Genomic DNA, 16,654 nt, shown 5'->3' on the forward strand with positions numbered 1-16,654 from the left:
ACCCGTCGGTCGGCACCCATCGGAAGGTGACAACAAGCCATGGCTGAAGGCGATCCGCTCTCCACACACATATTCGGCGTCCAACTCGGCGGCTACAACGTCGAGTCCGTCAAGGAGATCAGCAACCTGACGGTCGAACAGGACGTCGTCGAGTACAAGCAGGTGACCCAAGAGGGCAAACTGATCGTCCGCAAGCAGCCCGGCGCCCGGCTGCCGGGCGAGGTGACGATCACCCGCGGCCTCGACAAGAGCGGCGCGTTCACGAACTGGATCAAGGAGACCCTCAACAACGGGGCGATCAACACCGCTCGGCAGAACCTCACCATCGAGGTCAAGGACACCACCGGTGCCACCCTGCGGCGCATCCAGCTGATGAACGCCTGGGCCAGCCGCTGGGAGGGCCCCACGCTCAGCGCCGGCGAGTCCAGCCCCGCGACGGAGACCGTGACCATCGTGTTCGAAGAGATCAGCGTCGAGTGAGGCGGAAGATCGGCCTGGAGGAGCTGCTGGAAGGCGCTCCGGCCCCGCAGAACACCGCGCCGCAGCAGCAGGCCCCGGGGCAGGCCGGTCCGGCCGGGCCCCGGGGGCGGGCGCCGCACACCGAGTTCGAGTTCGAGCTGCCGCTCGGGTACGTCGACGACGAGGGCACGGTGCACCGCCACGGCGCGATGCGCCTGGCCACCGCCCGCGACGAGCTGATGCCGCAGATCGACCTGCGGGTCAAGGAGAACCCGGCCTACCTGAGCGTGGTGCTGCTCAGCCACGTGATCACCAGGCTGGGCGACATCACCGACGTGCACGCCGGGATCGTGGAGCGGATGTACGCCACCGATGTGGCGTTCCTCCAGGACCTCTACCAGCGGATCAACAGCGAGGGCCACACGCGCGCCGCGGTGACCTGCCCGCACTGCGACGGCGCCTTCGAGGTCGACCTCGCCGGTGGGCGCCTGGGGGAATCGTGACGTACGCGCCTGCTCGGCTGTACGAGGAGATCGCGTACATCGCCTACCACTTCCACTGGCAGCGGGAGGACATCCTCGACCTGACCCACCGTGAACGCGGGCAGTGGGTGCGCGAGATCGCGCGGCTCAACACCCGTATCAGCGAAGGCGGGTGAGGGGGGTGGGGCTTCGGGACTGGATCGCCCGCCGGAGGGCCGGCGAGGCCGCGGGCGGTGCTCCCGGCGAGGCTTCCGGCGTCGCCTCCGTCCAGGCTTCCGGTGGTGCCGGGGCCGTCGGGGACACCGGGACGAGCGAGGCCGCCCGGCGCCCGGCGGCGGGGGACGGGGGATGGCGCGCGGTACGCCCGCTGACCCCGACCCTGGCCGGGACGGCGCATGGCGTCAGCGACGGCCTGAAGTTCCGGTCCCGGCTCGCCGCGTGGCAGGACCCCTCGCTCAGCGGCCCGCTCGGCCATGCCGTCCTCCCGTCCGCCCCGGCGGGCATTCTGCGGGCGGTGGCGGTGCCGGGTTCCCCGTCCACCTTCACGGGCGGGGCCGAGCTCGTACTGCCGGAAGCCGTCGGGACGGTTGAGACGGTCGGGGCGGTCGGGGCAGGGGAACCGGGGGAGCCCGGCGAGACGGGCTCATCGGGTCGGTCGCGGCAGGCGCGACAGGTTCAACGGTCCGTCGGAACACGGCGGCTTCCCGTGCGGCGGCTCCCTGTGCGGTCGGTGCCGTCTGTGCAGCGCGCTGGTCGCGCCGACCGACCGGTCGGGTCGGGCGGTGTCGACGGCGGTGCGTCGGCGCCCGCTGCACCGATGCCCGATGGACGGACGCCGGCTGCGTCGGCGCCCGGTGTGTCGGCGCCCGGTTCGTTGGCGCCCGATACGTCGAGGCCTGCCACGGCTGCCGCGTCCCCGAGTCGGAGTGCGTCGGCGGGCCGGGCCCGTCCGGTGCGGCCGCGCCCGGTAGGCGAGGCCCTGACCGTGGCGCGCCGTCCCCAGCTGCTGCCCGCGCGCCCGGTGACGGTGCTCCGGGCTCCGGGTGGAAGGCCGGAATCGGCCGACGCTCCGTCGGGCCGGAGCACGGATGCGGTGTCGACCGCGTCGGTGACCGAACCGGCCGAGGGCGTGCGGCCGTCCGAGAGCGCCGAAGCCGCCGTACGGACGGCGGTCGGTCCGGGCGACGCAGCCGCGCCCGCGCGGGCCGGTCGGCCCGGCGCGGTGGTGCAGCGCGCGCCCGTGGCGAACACCTCCGCGCCGGCCCGTCCGGTCCTCGGCGCGCCCTTGACCACGCTGCCCGCGAGCGCCTCACCGCTGCCCGCGGCCGGCCCCCGGATGCCTGACGCCGCCTCGGGTGCGCCCACCATGCCGGTCGTCCCCGCCGCTGCCGGACCCGTCGGCACCGAGCCGGGCGAACCCGGGCACGCCGCTCGGCCCGGGACCGGCCGCCGCGAAGCCGCCCCTCGCCGACGCGCCCGTACGGCCGCCGGTGCGAGTGGGCCCGACGGCGCCCGGCAGCCCGGACGCGAAGGCCACGACGCCGCCCCCGGCCTACCGAGCCGTACGGCCGCCGATGCGGGCCGTTCGGCACCGACACCGGCACCGTCCCCGTCCCGCTCCGGAGGTGGGCCGGTCGGCGACGTACCCGTCCAGCGGGCGCCGGCCGGGCCTGGGACTTCCTCGCCCGCACTGTCGTCGCCCGCCCCCGAACACGCCGGACAGCTACGCCCCGAGCCGGCCGCGGCCCCCGCCCGTACGCGTACGGGCCTGGGGGCGCCGCTCGACGCGCTGCCGCCGACGGCGGCAGCGCCGGGTGGCACCGCGCCGCTGCTCGGCGGGCGCGGACCGGTCCGGCGGATCACGGGCCCGGTCGCGAGTGCCGCTCCGGGCAGCCGTACCGAGGGCGCGACGGAGCAGCGCGTGCTCCCTGTCGCCGCGCCCCCGGCCGGTGAAGGGCCGCGCGTTCAGCGAGCCTCCGGACGCCCCGGCGACGGCCCCGCGGAGTCGACAGCCGTACCGCGTCGGGCCGATGAGGGCCGTTCGGCAGACCGCCCCGGCCCGGTCGGCGGCGGCCGAGGTGTGCACGCGAGTACCGAACGCGCCGGGAGCGGACCGGCGCCCGGCCGCGCGGCGGTTCCCGCCGCCGTGCCCGCCGTCGTGCCCTCCGGCGCCGGGACGGGCCTGGCGGGTGGCCCCGCCACGCCGTCGTCCGGCGCCGGCCCGGAGCGCCGACCGGGCGGCGCGTCGCAGTCCACCGTCCCGGAGCACCGAACCCGTCCTGCCGGATCTCCGGGCCAGGGCAGTGCCCCGGGCCAGGGCGGCGCTCCGCTCGGAGGTACGAGCGGACCGGTGGTTCCCGTGCGGCCGCTGGCCGGTGGCCCGCAGGTGCAGCGGGCTGCGGAACGTACCGGCCCCAGGCGCGGGTTGATCGGCGAGCGCCCGATGCGGTCCGTCCTCGCCGCCCCGACGACGCCGTCCGCGACAGGCACCGGCGCCGGTAGTCGTGCCGGCGCCGGTACCCAGGCTCCCGCCCCGCTCGTGGTGCCGGCCGTCTGGACCCGGTCGCTCGCGCCGGGTACGGGCGCCGAACCGCCCGCCGCCGTGCCGACGGCAGGGCTCGACGGCGGGCGACGGAGCGGGGGCGCGGCTGCTCCACAGCGCTCGCGGACGTGGCAGTCCCCGAGTGAGGGAGAGGGCCGGACCGCCGCTGGGCAGCCGTCCTCGCAGGGGAGCCCGGTGCAGCTCCGCGCTCAGGGCGCCGCTGAGGCGTCGGGTCGTTCGTCCGGCACCGGTGCGGTGCGCGGGATCGCAGCCGCGCTGCAACGTTCGCGGACGCGACGTCCGTCGGAGCAGCGGGCCGACCGGACGGCGGCCGACCGCCCGTCAGCGGAGGGAGGCCCAGTGCCGCCCGGTGCCCCCGTTTCCGTGTCGGGGCCGAGCGCGGCCGGCCCGGTGCCACCGGAGGCACGGTGGCCGCAGGGTGGTGTCGCCTACGCGGACCGCGCGACCCCGCAAGGTGCCACCGCGTCCATGCCCGCGTCCATGCCCGCGTCCGCGCTCACGTCCGCGCCCTCGCCTGCACCCAGGTCCGCAGGGCGTCCGAGGTCCGGCGACTCCGGGGCGCCGTCCGCCGTGGCGCGTGCCGCGCGCCTGCCCGTGGTCCGGCCCGCACCCCTGACGGCCCGGTCTCTCCAGCGGCTTCCGGCCGCCTCCCGGTCCGCGCAGCCGGCCCCGATGCAGCCGCCCACCGGTCCGGTCGGGCCGGGGCCGCAGGTGCCCCAGGCACCCTCGCCCGTCGTGTTGCGCGCCGCGAGCGCCCCTTCCGTACGACCCGCGCCGGCGCTGTCCGGGCCGTCCGCGCCCGCGTCGGCGCAGCCCGGGCCGTCCGCCCCGCCGGTGCCCGGCACGGCACGGCTGTTGCAGCGGGTGGCCGAGCAGGCGGGCCTGATCGGGGTGCCGCTGACCGCCGTACCGGCGCGCGGGCCGAGCACGGTGCAGGCCGCCCCGGCGACCGGTTCGCCGTCCCGGGCCGCCTCGCCGCCGCCGGGCGCCTCGTCCGCCGCGAAGGCCGTCGGCGGATCGCCCGCCGAGACCGGCGGCAGTGGGCCGGCCGACCTCGACGAGCTGGCCCGGCGTCTGGTCGAACCGGTCGGGCGCCTGCTGCGCACCGAACTGCGCCGGGGCAGGGAGCGCGGCGGGAAGCCGTACGACCTGCGCCGCTGAGCGCAGGCCCGGCGGAGGGCGGCCGCCAGACCACCGCAGCGACGTGACCGGTAGCAGGAAGCAAGGAAGCAGGAAGCGGAACCGATGACCGACAACATCTTCGCGAGCAGTGTGTTCTTCAGCCTGACCATCGGCGGCAACGACCTGGGCGAGTTCACCACCTGCTCGGGACTCGGCGCCCAGGTCGAGATCGAGCAGTACGCGGAGGGCGGCAACAACGGCTTCTCCTGGCAGCTGCCGGGCCGCATCACCTGGTCGAACATCACGCTGACCCGCGCGGTCACCGCGGACACCACCAAGATCGCGCGCTGGCTGAGCGAGATCGTCCGGAAGGTCGAGCCGAAGGACGGCGAGATCGTGGCGCTGCGGCCCGACCTGAGCCGGATCGTCGGCTGGCAGGTGCTCGGGATCGTCCCGGTCCGGTGGGAGGGCCCGTCCTTCGACCCGGCCAACTCCCAGGCCGCGGTGGAGACCCTGGAGATCGCCCACGCGGGCCTGCGCCCGTCCTGACCGCCCCCGGGCCCCGCACCTCTCCCGCCTCACCCAGCCGCCCGCCCACGTAAGGAACACCGAGGATGTCCCCAGCGGTCCCCGCGAGCGTCACCCGGGCCCAACTGACCATCATGGAGCCCCCGTCCACCGTCGGCGCCCAGCCCGGCGGTGCGATCGCGCGACTTCCGCTGCAGTTCAACCCGGCGACCCTGGTGCTGCGCAAGTCCACCGAGTGGCGGCGCACGCCGTCCCGGATGGCGGGCCAGTCCGCGCTGCCCGAGTTCGTCGGCAGCGGCCCGCGCTCGCTCTCGCTCGACGTGTTCCTGGACTCGACCGCGACCCACGACAACTCGGTGGAGCGGGCGGTGGAGCAGCTGATGACGGCGTGCGTGCCCACCCCGACCAGCCTGGCGCGCAAGACCCCGGCCAGTCCGTGGATCCGGCTGGACTGGGGCACCCTGAAGACGACCTCGTTCAACGGGGTGCTGACCGGCCTCTCGGTCACCTACACGCTCTTCGACGTGGACGGCAATCCGCTGCGGGCGGTCTGCTCGCTCTCCATCGACGAGGCCAGCGTCGACCCGGCCGGCCAGAACCCGACCTCCGGCTCGCCGGAGGCCCGCAGCACCCACCGGGTGATCGCGGGCGACAGCCTGCCGCTGCTCGCCTGGCGGGCGTACGGGGACGCGACGGCCTGGCGCACCATCGCGGAGGCCAACGACATCGACGACCCGCTGGCCCTGGTCCCCGGCGCCGAGCTGATCGTGCCGGGGATCGACGAACTCACCCGGGGCGGGCGGCGATGACCACTCCCGAGGCCCGGGGCGGCCGGCCGTTCGCCGCGGATCCCGTCGTCGAGGCGCCCGGCCCGCTGCCGCCGGTCTGGGCGGCCCAACTGGTCTCCTGCGACATCGAGGAGAGCGTCGGCCTGCCCGACACCGCGGTGCTGAGCTTCCGGGACGCGGACCACACCTTTCTCGCCATGACCGGGATCACCATCGGTACCAAGCTGAAGGTGTCGGTGGTCACCGTGCAGGGGCACACCCAGGTGCGGCTGTTCACCGGCGAGGTGACCGCGCTGGAGCTGGAGGTCGACACCACGGGCTCGTACACCGTGGTGCGGGCCTCGGCGCCCACCCACCGGCTGATGCGCGGGCGCCGGGTGAAGGCCTTCCGGAACATGACGACCGCCGACATCGTCCGCGAGGTCGCCGCGGGCGCGGGCCTGGCCTGCGGCCGGGTCGACTCCTTCCCGGTCGTCCACCAGCAGCTCTCCCAGGCGAACGTCCCGGACTGGGACTTCCTCCAGTTCCTGGCGCAGGAGAGCGGCGCGCAGGTACGGGTGGACGACGACGGGCAGCTGGAGTTCGTCCGGCCCGAGCCCGCGTCCGGCGCACCGGCCCCCTCCACCCCCGCGCCGCAGAGCCCGATGGTGCTGGAGTACGGCCGCAACCTGCTGGAGCTGCGCGGTGTGCTGACCGGGGTGGCCGGCGCGGACACGGTCGAGGCGCGCGGCTGGAACGTCACCACCAAGAGCGCCCTGGTCGCCACCGAACCGGCGGTGACCTCGCAGACCGTACAGCCGGGGATGAGCCCCTCGGAGGTGACCTCCGCCTTCCCAGGCCCGGCCCGGCTGACCGTCGCCGACACCCCGTACCGCACCCAGGCGGAGACAACCGCCGCGGCCCGGTCGCTGGCCGCCTCGGTGGCCGCCGGCTTCGGGGAGCTGGAGGCGGTCGTCGAGGGCAACCCGCGGCTGCGGGCGGGCACCGCGGTCGCCCTCGGGAACGTCGGCGCCGCCTTCTCCGGCCGCTACACCGCCACCGGGGTGCGCCACCTCCTCGAACCGTTCCGCGGCTACCGGACCACCGTGGTGGTCAGTGCGGCACCCGACCGCTCCCTGGCCGGGCTGGTCACCGGCGGCAACGCGCCGCCGCGCGGGCCCCGGATGCCGGGTCTGGCCGTCGCCGTGGTCACCGACGTGCGCGAGCCGGGCGAGGGGCAGCGCGGCTGGGTGAAGCTGAAGTTCCCCTGGCTGGACGACAGTTACGTCTCCGACTGGGTGCGCACCGTGCAGTGGGGCGGCCATGGGGGCGGCGGCGTGGTCAGCCCCGAGGTCAACGACGAGGTGCTGGTCGGGTTCGAGCAGGGAGACCTGGACAGTCCCTACGTGCTGGGCGGGCTCTACAACGGCGTGGACCGGCCCTCGCCGCACGACGTTCCGCTGGTCGACGCGGCCGCCGGCAAGGTCAACCGCCGCTCCGTGGTGTCCCGTTCGGGCCACCGCCTGGAGCTGCTGGACGTGCCGGGCGGGAAGTCCGGCGTCCGCCTGGCCAGCGGGGACGGGAAGTTGGAGGTCAGCCTGGACCAACAACGCGGGGAGATCGTGCTCACCGTCCACGGCGCGGTCGGCGCGGCGGGGAGCACGGTGCGGCTGTCCTCCACCGGCATCACCCTTGACGCGGGCACCGGTGAGGTGAACGTGCGCGGCGGATCGGTGACCGTCCGGGGCACGACGGCGGTCACCGTGGACGGCGGAGCCGAGGCGGTGCTCAAGGGGGCCTTCGTCCGGATCAATTGACGGAACGTCGGACAAGACGTCAGACAAGCACGCTGGCAGTAGAGGAGTGCCCACGACCCGAGGGCACCATCGGAATGGAGACCGCACATGCCCCCCGCAGCCCGGACCGGCGACATCACCGATCACGGCGGCGCCCTCACCACCCCGCCGCCGGGCGCCCTCAGGGTGGCGACCGTGCTGATCGGCGGCAGGCCCGCCGCGGTGGTCGGCAGCCTGCACGCCTGCGTCCCGCACGTGGAGATGGGCCCGGCCAACGTCGTCCTGCCCGACCCCGGCGCGATGACCGGGGGAGTGGTCCTGATCGGCGGGCTGCCCGCGGCCCGCATGGGGGACAAGACGGCCTGCGGCGCGAGGATCGAGAGCGGCGCCTTCAACGTGCTGATCGGAGGCGGGGCATGAGTGGTAGTAGCTTCATCGGCCGTGGCTGGGCCTTCCCGTTGCGGGTGAACGCCACCGGCGGCATCGGCATGGTGGACCGGGACAGGGAACTCGCCGAGGCCATCCGGCTGATCCTCGGCACCGCCCCCGGCGAGCGGCCGATGCGCCCGGAGTTCGGCTGCGGCATCCACGAGTACGTCTTCGCCCCCGGCGACAGCACCACCGCCGGGCGGATCGCGCGCGAGGTGCGCATCTCGCTGGAACGCTGGGAACCGCGGATCGAGGTCGACGACGTGGTGATCGCCTACGACAGCGTCGACGAGGGCACGCTCTACATCGACGTCCACTACACGGTGCGCGCCACCAACGACCGCCGCAACCTGGTCTTCCCCTTCTACACCATCCCGGAGTCCCCGGCCGCCGCGGACGGAGGCGCGAACTGATGGCACTGCCCTCCCCGAACCTGGACGACCGGCGCTTCCAGCAACTCGTCGACGAGGCCAAGCGGTACGTCCAGCAGCGCGCGCCGGAGTGGACCGACCACAACGTCTCCGACCCGGGCGTCACCCTCATCGAGACCTTCGCCTACCTGGTGGACCAGCTGCTCTACCGGCTGAACCGGGTACCGGAGAAGAACTACTCCGCCTTCCTCGACCTCCTGGGCGTCCGGCTCTTCCCGCCCGCCGCGGCCCGGGCCGAGGTCGACTTCTGGCTCTCGGCCCCGCAGCCCGAGACCGTACTGCTGCGGGCGGGAACCGAGGTCTCCACCCTGCGGACCGAGACCGACGACGCGGTGGTCTTCTCCACCGCCGACGACCTGCCGATCGTGCCCAGCTCGCTGGACCGGCTGGTCACCGTTTCCGCCTCCGGCGAGCAGTCCGACCGCACGGCCCGGCTGGCCGACGGCGCGGACGTGCCGTGCTTCCAGCCACGCCCGGTGGCCGGCGACGCCATGCTCTTCGCCCTGCCGGCCGTGGTGCCGCGCTGCATCCTGGTCGTCCGGCTGGACAGCCGGGTGGAGGGCGTCGGCGTCGACCCACGCCAGCCGCCGCTGGCCTGGGAGGTGTGGGACGGCGCGCGCTGGATCGGCTGCGAGACCGGCAGCGACACCACCGGCGGCCTCAACCGGCCCGGCGAGGTGGTGGTGTTCGTGCCCGCCGGACACACCGCGTCGGTGGTCGCCGGCCGACGGGCCGGCTGGCTGCGCTGCCGGGTCACCGAGCCGCAGCCCGGCCAGCCGTTCTACTCCGAGTCCCCCACCATCCGCCGTGCCGAGGTGTTCACGGTCGGCGGCACCGCGACCGTCGTCCACGCGCAGACCGTCACCGACGCGCCGCTCGGCTCCTCCGAGGGCATCGCGGGCCAACGCTTCCGGCTCGCCCGCCCGCCGGTGCTGCTGGACGGCGATCCGCCGGCGGTGGAGGTCGCGGCCGGCGAGGGGTGGGAACGGTGGACGGTCGTCGAGCACTTCGGCGACTCCTCGCCCACCGACCGGCACGTGGTGCTCGACGCGACCACCGGCGAGTTCCTCTTCCCGCCCGCGGTACGGGAACCCGACGGCAGCCTGCGCGCCTTCGGCGCCGTGCCGCCCAAGGGCGCGCGGCTGCGCGTCCCGCACTACCGCACCGGCGGCGGGATCGCCGGCAACGTCGCCCGCAGCACCATCACGGTGCTGCGCAGCTCCGTCCCGTACATCGCCCGGGTGGACAACCGCGAGGCGGCCAGGGGCGGGGTCGACGGCGAGACCGTGGAGAACGCCAAGCTGCGCGCCCCGCACCAGCTGCGGTTGCAGGAACGCGCCGTCACCGCCGGGGACTTCGAGCTGATCGCCCGGCAGGCCGCGCCGTCCGCCGCCCGGATCAGCTGCGTGCCCGCCAGCGGCGGCGATGCGGGGGCGGTACGGGTGCTGGTGGTCCCCGACGCGGTCGCGGACGACGGCGACCGGCTGCGGTTCGAGCAACTCATCCCCGACGAACAGGTGTTGGCCGCCGTCGCGACCGCCCTCGACGAGCGGCGGCTGATCGGCACCCGGATCCTCGTGCAGCCCCCCGCCTACCAGGGCGTGACGGTGGTCGCCCGGCTCACCACCCGCGCCGCGGACCCCGACCGGGTGCGCGAGGCGGTGCTCGCCGCGCTGTACCGGTACCTCAACCCGCTGCGCGGCGCCGCCGACGGCAAGGGCTGGCCGTTCGGCCGGGCGGTGCAGTACGGGGAGGTGTTCGCCGTGCTCCAGCGGGTGGCCGCCGTCGCGGGGGTCGAGGAGCTGCGGCTGTTCCCGGCGGACCCGATCACCGGGCGCCGGGGCGCGCCCGCCGAGCGGGTCGAAGTGCCGCCGGACGCCCTGGTCTTCTCGCACCAGCACCAGGTCGTGGTCACGGCGGCGGCCGAGGACGGGCAGTCATGAGTGGTCGGCGCGAGTTCGTCATCGTGAGGTGGGGCGCATGAGTAGGGCCGCTGTCCCGGGACTGTCCAGTCCGCACCCGATCGGCGAGCTGCTCCCCGCGCTCTTCGCCGACGACGACTTCGCCCAGCGGTTCACGGCCGGCCTGGACACCGTCCTCGCCCCGGTCTTCGCCACTCTGGACAACCTGCCCGCCTACTTCCAGCCCCGCCTCGCGCCGGCCGACTTCCTCGACTGGCTGGCGTCCTGGGTCGCGGTGGACGTCGACCCGGCCTGGCCGGAGGAGGTGCGCCGCGCGGTGGTCGAACGCGCGGTGGAACTGCACCGGTGGCGCGGCACCCGGCGCGGCCTCACCGAGCGGCTGCGCCTGGTGCTCGGCGCCGGTGCCGAGATCACGGACGGCGGCGGCGTCTCCTGGTCGACCGTCCCCGGCGCCGCCCCGCCGCTCCCCGCGCTGAGCGGTGAGGTGCTGATCCGGGTCTGGCCCCTGGACGGTCCGGGGCTGGACGAGGACCAGGTGTTGTCCGTCGTCAGGGCGGGTTGCCCGGTCCACCTGACCTGCCGGGTGGAGATCCTGCCCGGCCCACCCGGGCGAGTGGAGGACTGACGGATGCCGGTGTGCCCCGACTGCGGAACGGCCAACGGGGAGGGGGACGACTTCTGCGGCAACTGCGGTGCGTACCTGGGGTGGTCGCGCGGCGCCGCCGCCACGGCGGCTCCGGCTGCCGGACCCGCGGCGGCGCCCTCGCCCTCGCCTGCACCCGCTGAGCGTGTTACGCCTGCGCCCGCTGCACCGGCTGCGCCTGCCGAGCCCGCTGTGCCCGCTGCGCCTGCCGAGCCCGCTGCTCCCGAGACTGCGCGCACCGAGTCCACCTGGCGCGCGGTGTCGCGACGGGTGACGCGTGCCAGGAGGGAGCAGCCGCCCGCCCCGACCGTCGAAACGCCGACCCCGCCCGACGAGGAGCCGGCGGTCCCGGCGGAGGCCGAGCCTCCGAGCTCGACCTCCATCCGCGTGCGGCCGGCTCCAGCTCCGGCTCCGGCGCCCGAACCGACCCCGGCCCCGATCTCTGCCCGGGAACCGGCTCCGACGCCGGATCCCGAAGCGGCTCCGGCCCCCGAACCGCAGGCCGATCCGGTGGCCGTGCAGCCCGCCAAGCCCGTCGCACCACGCCCGGTCGTCCGGGCGTCCGCGGCCGACGAGGCCCAGGACGGCCCGCCCTGCCCCCGGTGCGGCACGCCCAACCTGCCCGATCGGCGCTTCTGCCGCCGTTGCGCGGCACCGCTGACCGACACCGCGGCTCCGCCGAAGCTGCCGTGGTGGCGTACCCGCTGGCCGTTCCGGCGCCGGGTGCGGATGGGAGGTTCGGGCAACGCGCTGCGCCGCACCATCGCGCTGCTCGTGCTGGTCGCGGTGGTGGTCGGCGGGATCCTGCTCTACCCGATGGGCAAGGACGTCTTCCAGGACGTGCTGGACAAGCTCCGCAGCACCGCGCCGATCACCCCGGCCCAGGCCTCGGCGAGCGCCGCGGTCGAGGGCCATCCCGCGACCGCGGCCGACGACGGCCTCACCAACACCTACTGGGGAGCACCCGCGATCGGGGACTCCATCACCTTCGGCTTCCGCACCCCGTTCCGGCTGGTGGACCTGATCGTCCACACCGGCGACTCCGCGGACCCGCAGCGCTACCAGCAGCAGGCCCGTCCCGTCGTCCTGGCCCTGGAGGTCACGGCCTCGGACGGGGAGGTGCACCGGCAACAGATCACGCTCAACGACCAGCCGGGCCCGCAGACCGTGGCGACCGGGATCAGCGACGTCGTCCAGGTGAAGCTCACCGTCCGCGAGGCCGCCGGAACCGGCCCCGGCCGTGCCATCGCCCTGGCCGAGGTGGAGTTCTTCAAACGCACCTGACGGACATTCACCGCACCTGCACCATCCGCCAGGTGTGGGCGCATTGCGGACAGCCGACCCCGCTTATCGACCAATTACTGTTGGGCAGCGCACAGTTGGCGATGTGAGCATGTCCAGGCCTCTACGAGTACCACGGCGGCAACACCCCGGACGTCGGCGGCCGGGGCTGGAAGAGCCTGGAGGGCATGACGACGATCGGCACCCGCAACCGGGCCCAGAACGCGTTCAATCGGTCCAGTTCCGGTATCCCCAACGGTCGCCGGACGATGGGCTACGGCGACATCATCGGGCGGTTCGACAACTGCACCGAAGCACCTACAACACGTGCGCGGAAGTCAACTTGACCGGCCCTGGAGGGCCGGGCTTGTGGGTAGAGCGCGGCTGGCTGTCGCGTGGCCTCCCACGTCTGAGAGCTGCCGTCAGGCCGGCTCTGGGACGCATGACTGACGCCCCGCTGTCCACGCGGCAGCGCCGCGAGCGGCGATGTTGCGGGCACCGTTGTAGTCCGCGTGCATGATGACGCCGCAGGCGCGGCACGCGAACTCGGATTGGTTCGGCCGGTTCTTCCGGTCGATGTGGCCGCACTCGGAGCACTGATGCGGTGGTTGACGTCCGCCGCGTACCGGGCTTCCTTTCGGGCGCGTTTCTTGAGCAGCCGCTTCGCGGACTTGGTTCCCTTGGCCTGCAACTTCTTGCGAAGGTCGAGCTGTCGCTTGCGGTGCCGGTTCAGGCCGCGCCCGGCGTGGCGGGTGCCGTCGCTGGTGGTGGCGATGTTGACGATGCCGAGGTCTACGCCGAGGAACTCGGCAGGGTTCTCGTTGAGTGGCCTTTCGGGCACGTCGCAGGTGGCGATCAGGTAGAAGGTGCCGTCACGCTGGATCAGGTCGCTCTCGCCCTTGCGGTGGTCGCGTAGGATCTTGAGCGCATCCGGCGAACAGGCGAACTGCACGCCCTTGAGCCGTCCGGAAGTGGTCCAGATGCTTACGGTCCGCGCGTCCAACTGCCAGGACAAGCACCGATCGTCGTATGGCTGCGCGGCATCCGGCCGGAAGGCGATCGGCTTGGACTCGGCCTTGGTCCGGCGCTTGCTGCTTGGCTTGCCGAGGTTCCCGGCCCGGATGTTCGCCTTCAACGTCGTGTAGGCGTCTCGAACCTTCTTGATCACATGCTGCGCGGCCTGCGACCCGAGCCCACGGGCCCTCAACTCGGCATAGGTGTGCTTGCGCAACTCGTACTCACGCGGAACGCCACGTCAACCTCGTCCGTGACTGGGTGAACCGCCACGGCTCCACCCACCGCATGGCCAACAGCGGCGACCGCCTCTTCAGGTAGCGGTGCGCCCGGTCGGGTGGCGGACGGCCCCGGCCCGTTCACCTCGGCCCCGCTGTCCGGGGCCGCTCAGTGCGGGTATCGGCTGCGGATGGCCCGGGCGGCGTCGGTGCCGTCGAGGAGGGTGTGCAGGAGGGCGGTCAGGGTGTCGACGTCCGAGGCCGTGAGCCGGGCCGCCATCTCGGTGGTCAGCCGTGTGGTGGCGTCGCCGAGCTGGGCGGCCAGAGTGCGTCCGGCGTCGGTGAGCTGGATGAGGACGGCGCGCTTGTCCTGCTCGTGTGGGATCCGGCTCACCAGGTCGCGCTGGACCAGGGAGTCGACCAGCCGACTGGGGCTGCCCTGTTCGCAGACCAGCAGCCGCCCGAGGGCGGCCAGGGTGACCGGCTGGTGCGCGGCGAGGACGTCGAGCACCTCGGCCTGGGCGGGGGTGAGGCCCAGGTGGCGCAGGGCGTCGCCGAGCCGGCGGCTGCCCTCGCGTTGGGCGGCCAGGAGCAGGTAGCGCAGTTCGTCCTGCGGAGCCCGGGTGGTGCGGCTGTGGTCGGCGGTCACGGGCTGCCCTTCGTTTCGTCCATCGGTTGAGCGGGTGTGGGGCCAGCATATCAATGACACGACATTGATGACATGACATCGATGTTGTGTCATTGTTGTCCCGTCATCGACGGAAGCCCGTTCGGGCGGAAGGAGCACGATCATGCGATCCGACTTCGTCGTTCTCGGCGCCACCGGCACCGCAGGCAACCTGATCGCCGGACAGCTCGTCCAGCAGGGTGGGACGGTGACGCTGGTCGGCCGGGACGCGGGCCGACTGGCGTCGATCGCAGCGCGGTTCGACAGCACGGCGGTGACCGTCCTGGCCGCGGACCTCGCGGACCCCGCCTTGCTGGCCGCGACGGCCCGGGCGGGAAAGGTACTGGTCAACACGGTCGGCCCGTTCACCCGCCTGGCCCCGCCCGTGGTGAACGCCTGCCTCGACGCCGGCACGGCGTACGTCGACCTCGCCAACGAGCGGGCCGCCGTGCGCGCCCTGCTCGACCGCGACGCCGAGGCACGCGAGCGGGGCGTCGCGCTCGTCACCGGGGCCGGCTTCGGACCGGCCGCCACGGAGGCGCTGGTGCTGACCCTGCGTGAGCGGATGGCGGACCCGGCGCGCGTGGTCGTCGCGTCGGCCGCCACCACCGCGTACGACACGGAGGGCGTCCGCGCCACGGTGGCCGAGGCCGCGGCCGAGGGCGCCACCGTCTACCGGGCCGGCGAGCTGGTCCGCTTCCGGCTCGGCGACGGCGCCACGACGCTCACCTTCGGCGGCGTCGGACGGACGGTGATTCCCGTGCCGACCGGAGATCTGGAGGCGGCGCGCGACGCCGGCGGCGCGCCCGACGTGACCGCGTACGCCGCTCCGCGCGGGGGAACCGGGACGGACGGCCGCTCCTACGCCTACGCGGAACTCACCGCGGGGGACGGCCGACGGCACGTCGCCGAGCTGAGTACGGGAGAGGGATTCGCCTTCACCGCGGCCCTGGCCGCCGCAGCCGCGGTCACGCTGCTCGACGGCCCGCCCCCGGGCGCCCGGACGGCGGCGCGACTGCTCGGCGCCGAGCGCGTCGCGGCCCTGCCCGCCACCACCATCCAGCTGGGCCGGTGATCCGGATGAGCGCCTTTGAGTCCTCGACCGAGTTCCCGACCGATTCCTCGACCGAGTCCCCGACCGATTCCCCGGCCGATTCCCCGATGCCCACCGTGCACCGGCTGGGCGACGACCTGGTCAACTTCTACCTCGTCGACACCGGCCCGGCCCTGGTGCTGATCGACGCCGGACTGCCCGCGCACTGGGACGGCCTGCTCAGGGCACTACGTGGTCTCGGCAGACCCGTCACCGACATCGCGGCGGTCCTGATCACTCACGGCCACCCGGACCACGTGGGCCTCGCCGAGCGGGTCCGCGTGGAATCCGGGGCCGACGTCTGGGTGCACGAGTCCGACGCGCCGATCCTGACCGAACCACGGCGTCTCAACCAGGTCTGGCGCCCCGAGCGCTCCCTCCTCGGCTACGCGGTCCGCCGCCCGAGCGGCCTGCGGGCACCACTGCATCTGGCTCGGGGCGGCGCGCTCCGCACACCGGCGGTCCGGGAGCTCCGCACCTTCGCGGACGACACCCGACTCGACGTCCCCGGCCTGCCCCTGGCGGTGCACACCCCAGGGCACACGCACGGCAGCACCAGTTACCTCCTCCCGGAGGCCTCCCTCGCCTTCACCGGCGACGCCCTGGTCACCAACGACGCGGTCGCCGACCGCGTCGGGCCCTGCGTCATCTGCCAGGCCTTCACCCAGGACAGCAAGGCGGCGCTGGCCTCCCTGGAGAAGGTTGCCGAATACGAGATCGACACGGTCCTGCCGGGCCACGGTGAACCATGGCGGGACGGTCTGGCGGAGGCCGCACGGCTGGCGGTGGCCGGCGGCATTCGATAGCGGCAGGAGAGGGGAGGGCGCCGCAGCACCGTGGTCCGGGCTGGGCATTTGTCTCGGGCGCTGAGTAGGGGTACTGTCTCCCAGTCGCTCGACTGGGAGCACCGGACACGCAACTGCGCGGACGGTCCCGGGGCGGCCAATCCTCTGAACCATCACTTCCCGGTCCTCGCCGGCCGTTTCGCGTTGTCGCGTTGCGGTCAGGTGTTGAATCGGTGTGTGCGTTTTATCGGGTTGCGGCCGGATTCGCTTTTCGGAGCGAGGGTCGGCTAGAGTTTGAAACGTCGGACGGGGCGTCAAAACCCGGAAGACACCGGCGAGTTGGATGAACGAAGCCCCGGAAACGGAGCGGAAAACATCTGATAAGCTGGAAACACGAAAGAACGAAGCGCCCGGAGGGCCCGCTGGAAGGCGGTCCGAAGGAAGCGTCCGTTCC

Annotated in this window: 16 protein-coding genes and 1 pseudogene; 15 read left to right on the forward strand and 2 right to left on the reverse strand. The window is 74.0% G+C overall.

Translation table 11 applies throughout. The annotated features are described in order from the left end of the window. The first annotated feature begins 39 nt into the window (after positions 1-39). The 13 genes from ACGF12_RS33245 to ACGF12_RS33305 all read left to right on the forward strand — a co-directional run bounded on the left by ACGF12_RS33245 (position 40) and on the right by ACGF12_RS33305 (position 12,770). On the forward strand, positions 40-480 hold the full coding sequence (locus ACGF12_RS33245) for a phage tail protein (RefSeq protein WP_393038508.1): 441 nt from the start codon (positions 40-42) through the stop codon (positions 478-480). Beyond that, positions 477-962, forward strand: coding sequence for a hypothetical protein (locus tag ACGF12_RS33250; RefSeq protein ID WP_380615264.1), 486 nt, complete (start codon positions 477-479; stop codon positions 960-962). The genes ACGF12_RS33245 and ACGF12_RS33250 overlap by 4 nt, the downstream gene beginning before the upstream one ends. Beyond that, on the forward strand, positions 959-1,117 hold the full coding sequence (locus ACGF12_RS33255; protein ID WP_181970396.1) for a DUF6760 family protein: 159 nt from the start codon (positions 959-961) through the stop codon (positions 1,115-1,117). Before ACGF12_RS33250 ends, ACGF12_RS33255 begins: the two co-directional genes overlap by 4 nt. Positions 1,118-4,239: 3,122 nt before the next feature. Then, positions 4,240-4,665: a hypothetical protein gene (locus tag ACGF12_RS33260; protein WP_393038511.1), complete on the forward strand. Its 426-nt coding sequence runs from the start codon at positions 4,240-4,242 to the stop codon at positions 4,663-4,665. Positions 4,666-4,749: 84 nt separating this feature from the next. Beyond that, on the forward strand, positions 4,750-5,175 hold the full coding sequence (locus ACGF12_RS33265; RefSeq protein ID WP_380615261.1) for a phage tail protein: 426 nt from the start codon (positions 4,750-4,752) through the stop codon (positions 5,173-5,175). A gap of 65 nt (positions 5,176-5,240) precedes the next feature. Beyond that, positions 5,241-5,963, forward strand: a complete 723-nt coding sequence (locus tag ACGF12_RS33270; RefSeq protein WP_380615260.1) for a LysM peptidoglycan-binding domain-containing protein — start codon at positions 5,241-5,243, stop codon at positions 5,961-5,963. Further along, the gene (locus tag ACGF12_RS33275; RefSeq protein WP_393038515.1) at positions 5,960-7,738 is read left to right on the forward strand and encodes a VgrG-related protein; all 1,779 of its coding nucleotides are present in this window, start codon (positions 5,960-5,962) and stop codon (positions 7,736-7,738) included. Before ACGF12_RS33270 ends, ACGF12_RS33275 begins: the two co-directional genes overlap by 4 nt. A gap of 87 nt (positions 7,739-7,825) precedes the next feature. Continuing rightward, a complete protein-coding gene (locus tag ACGF12_RS33280; protein ID WP_393038518.1) occupies positions 7,826-8,137 on the forward strand; it encodes a PAAR domain-containing protein in 312 nt (103 codons plus the stop codon). Further along, positions 8,134-8,559 carry a GPW/gp25 family protein gene (locus tag ACGF12_RS33285; protein ID WP_393038521.1) on the forward strand — a complete coding sequence of 142 codons (426 nt, stop codon included), beginning with the start codon at positions 8,134-8,136 and terminating at the stop codon, positions 8,557-8,559. Before ACGF12_RS33280 ends, ACGF12_RS33285 begins: the two co-directional genes overlap by 4 nt. Next, positions 8,559-10,520: a putative baseplate assembly protein gene (locus ACGF12_RS33290; RefSeq protein ID WP_393038524.1), complete on the forward strand. Its 1,962-nt coding sequence runs from the start codon at positions 8,559-8,561 to the stop codon at positions 10,518-10,520. Before ACGF12_RS33285 ends, ACGF12_RS33290 begins: the two co-directional genes overlap by 1 nt. Before the next feature lie 37 nt (positions 10,521-10,557). Next, positions 10,558-11,124, forward strand: coding sequence for a phage tail protein I (locus tag ACGF12_RS33295; protein ID WP_393038527.1), 567 nt, complete (start codon positions 10,558-10,560; stop codon positions 11,122-11,124). A gap of 528 nt (positions 11,125-11,652) precedes the next feature. Further along, positions 11,653-12,426 carry an NADase-type glycan-binding domain-containing protein gene (locus ACGF12_RS33300; protein ID WP_393038530.1) on the forward strand — a complete coding sequence of 258 codons (774 nt, stop codon included), beginning with the start codon at positions 11,653-11,655 and terminating at the stop codon, positions 12,424-12,426. Positions 12,427-12,611: 185 nt separating this feature from the next. Beyond that, entirely contained in the window at positions 12,612-12,770 is a 159-nt protein-coding gene (locus ACGF12_RS33305) for a hypothetical protein (RefSeq protein WP_393038533.1), read from the forward strand. 75 nt (positions 12,771-12,845) lie between these two features. Here the strand turns inward: ACGF12_RS33305 and ACGF12_RS33310 are convergent. Together ACGF12_RS33310 and ACGF12_RS33315 are read right to left on the reverse strand one after the other, a co-directional pair. Continuing rightward, positions 12,846-13,678 (reverse strand): annotated as a pseudogene (locus tag ACGF12_RS33310) (zinc ribbon domain-containing protein); the annotation flags it as partial. 146 nt (positions 13,679-13,824) lie between these two features. Further along, a complete protein-coding gene (locus ACGF12_RS33315) occupies positions 13,825-14,304 on the reverse strand; it encodes a MarR family winged helix-turn-helix transcriptional regulator (protein WP_393038535.1) in 480 nt (159 codons plus the stop codon). A 142-nt stretch (positions 14,305-14,446) separates the two neighbouring features. Between ACGF12_RS33315 and ACGF12_RS33320 the strand changes: the two genes are divergently transcribed. After that, complete coding sequence (locus ACGF12_RS33320; protein WP_393038538.1) at positions 14,447-15,397, forward strand: saccharopine dehydrogenase NADP-binding domain-containing protein; 951 nt, start codon at positions 14,447-14,449, stop codon at positions 15,395-15,397. A gap of 86 nt (positions 15,398-15,483) precedes the next feature. Beyond that, the gene (locus ACGF12_RS33325; RefSeq protein ID WP_393038541.1) at positions 15,484-16,221 is read left to right on the forward strand and encodes an MBL fold metallo-hydrolase; all 738 of its coding nucleotides are present in this window, start codon (positions 15,484-15,486) and stop codon (positions 16,219-16,221) included. Positions 16,222-16,654 lie beyond the last annotated feature (433 nt).

Origin of the sequence: Kitasatospora sp. NPDC048296 (assembly GCF_043201815.1) — a bacterium.
In the GTDB taxonomy this organism is placed as follows: Bacteria; Actinomycetota; Actinomycetes; order Streptomycetales; family Streptomycetaceae; genus Kitasatospora.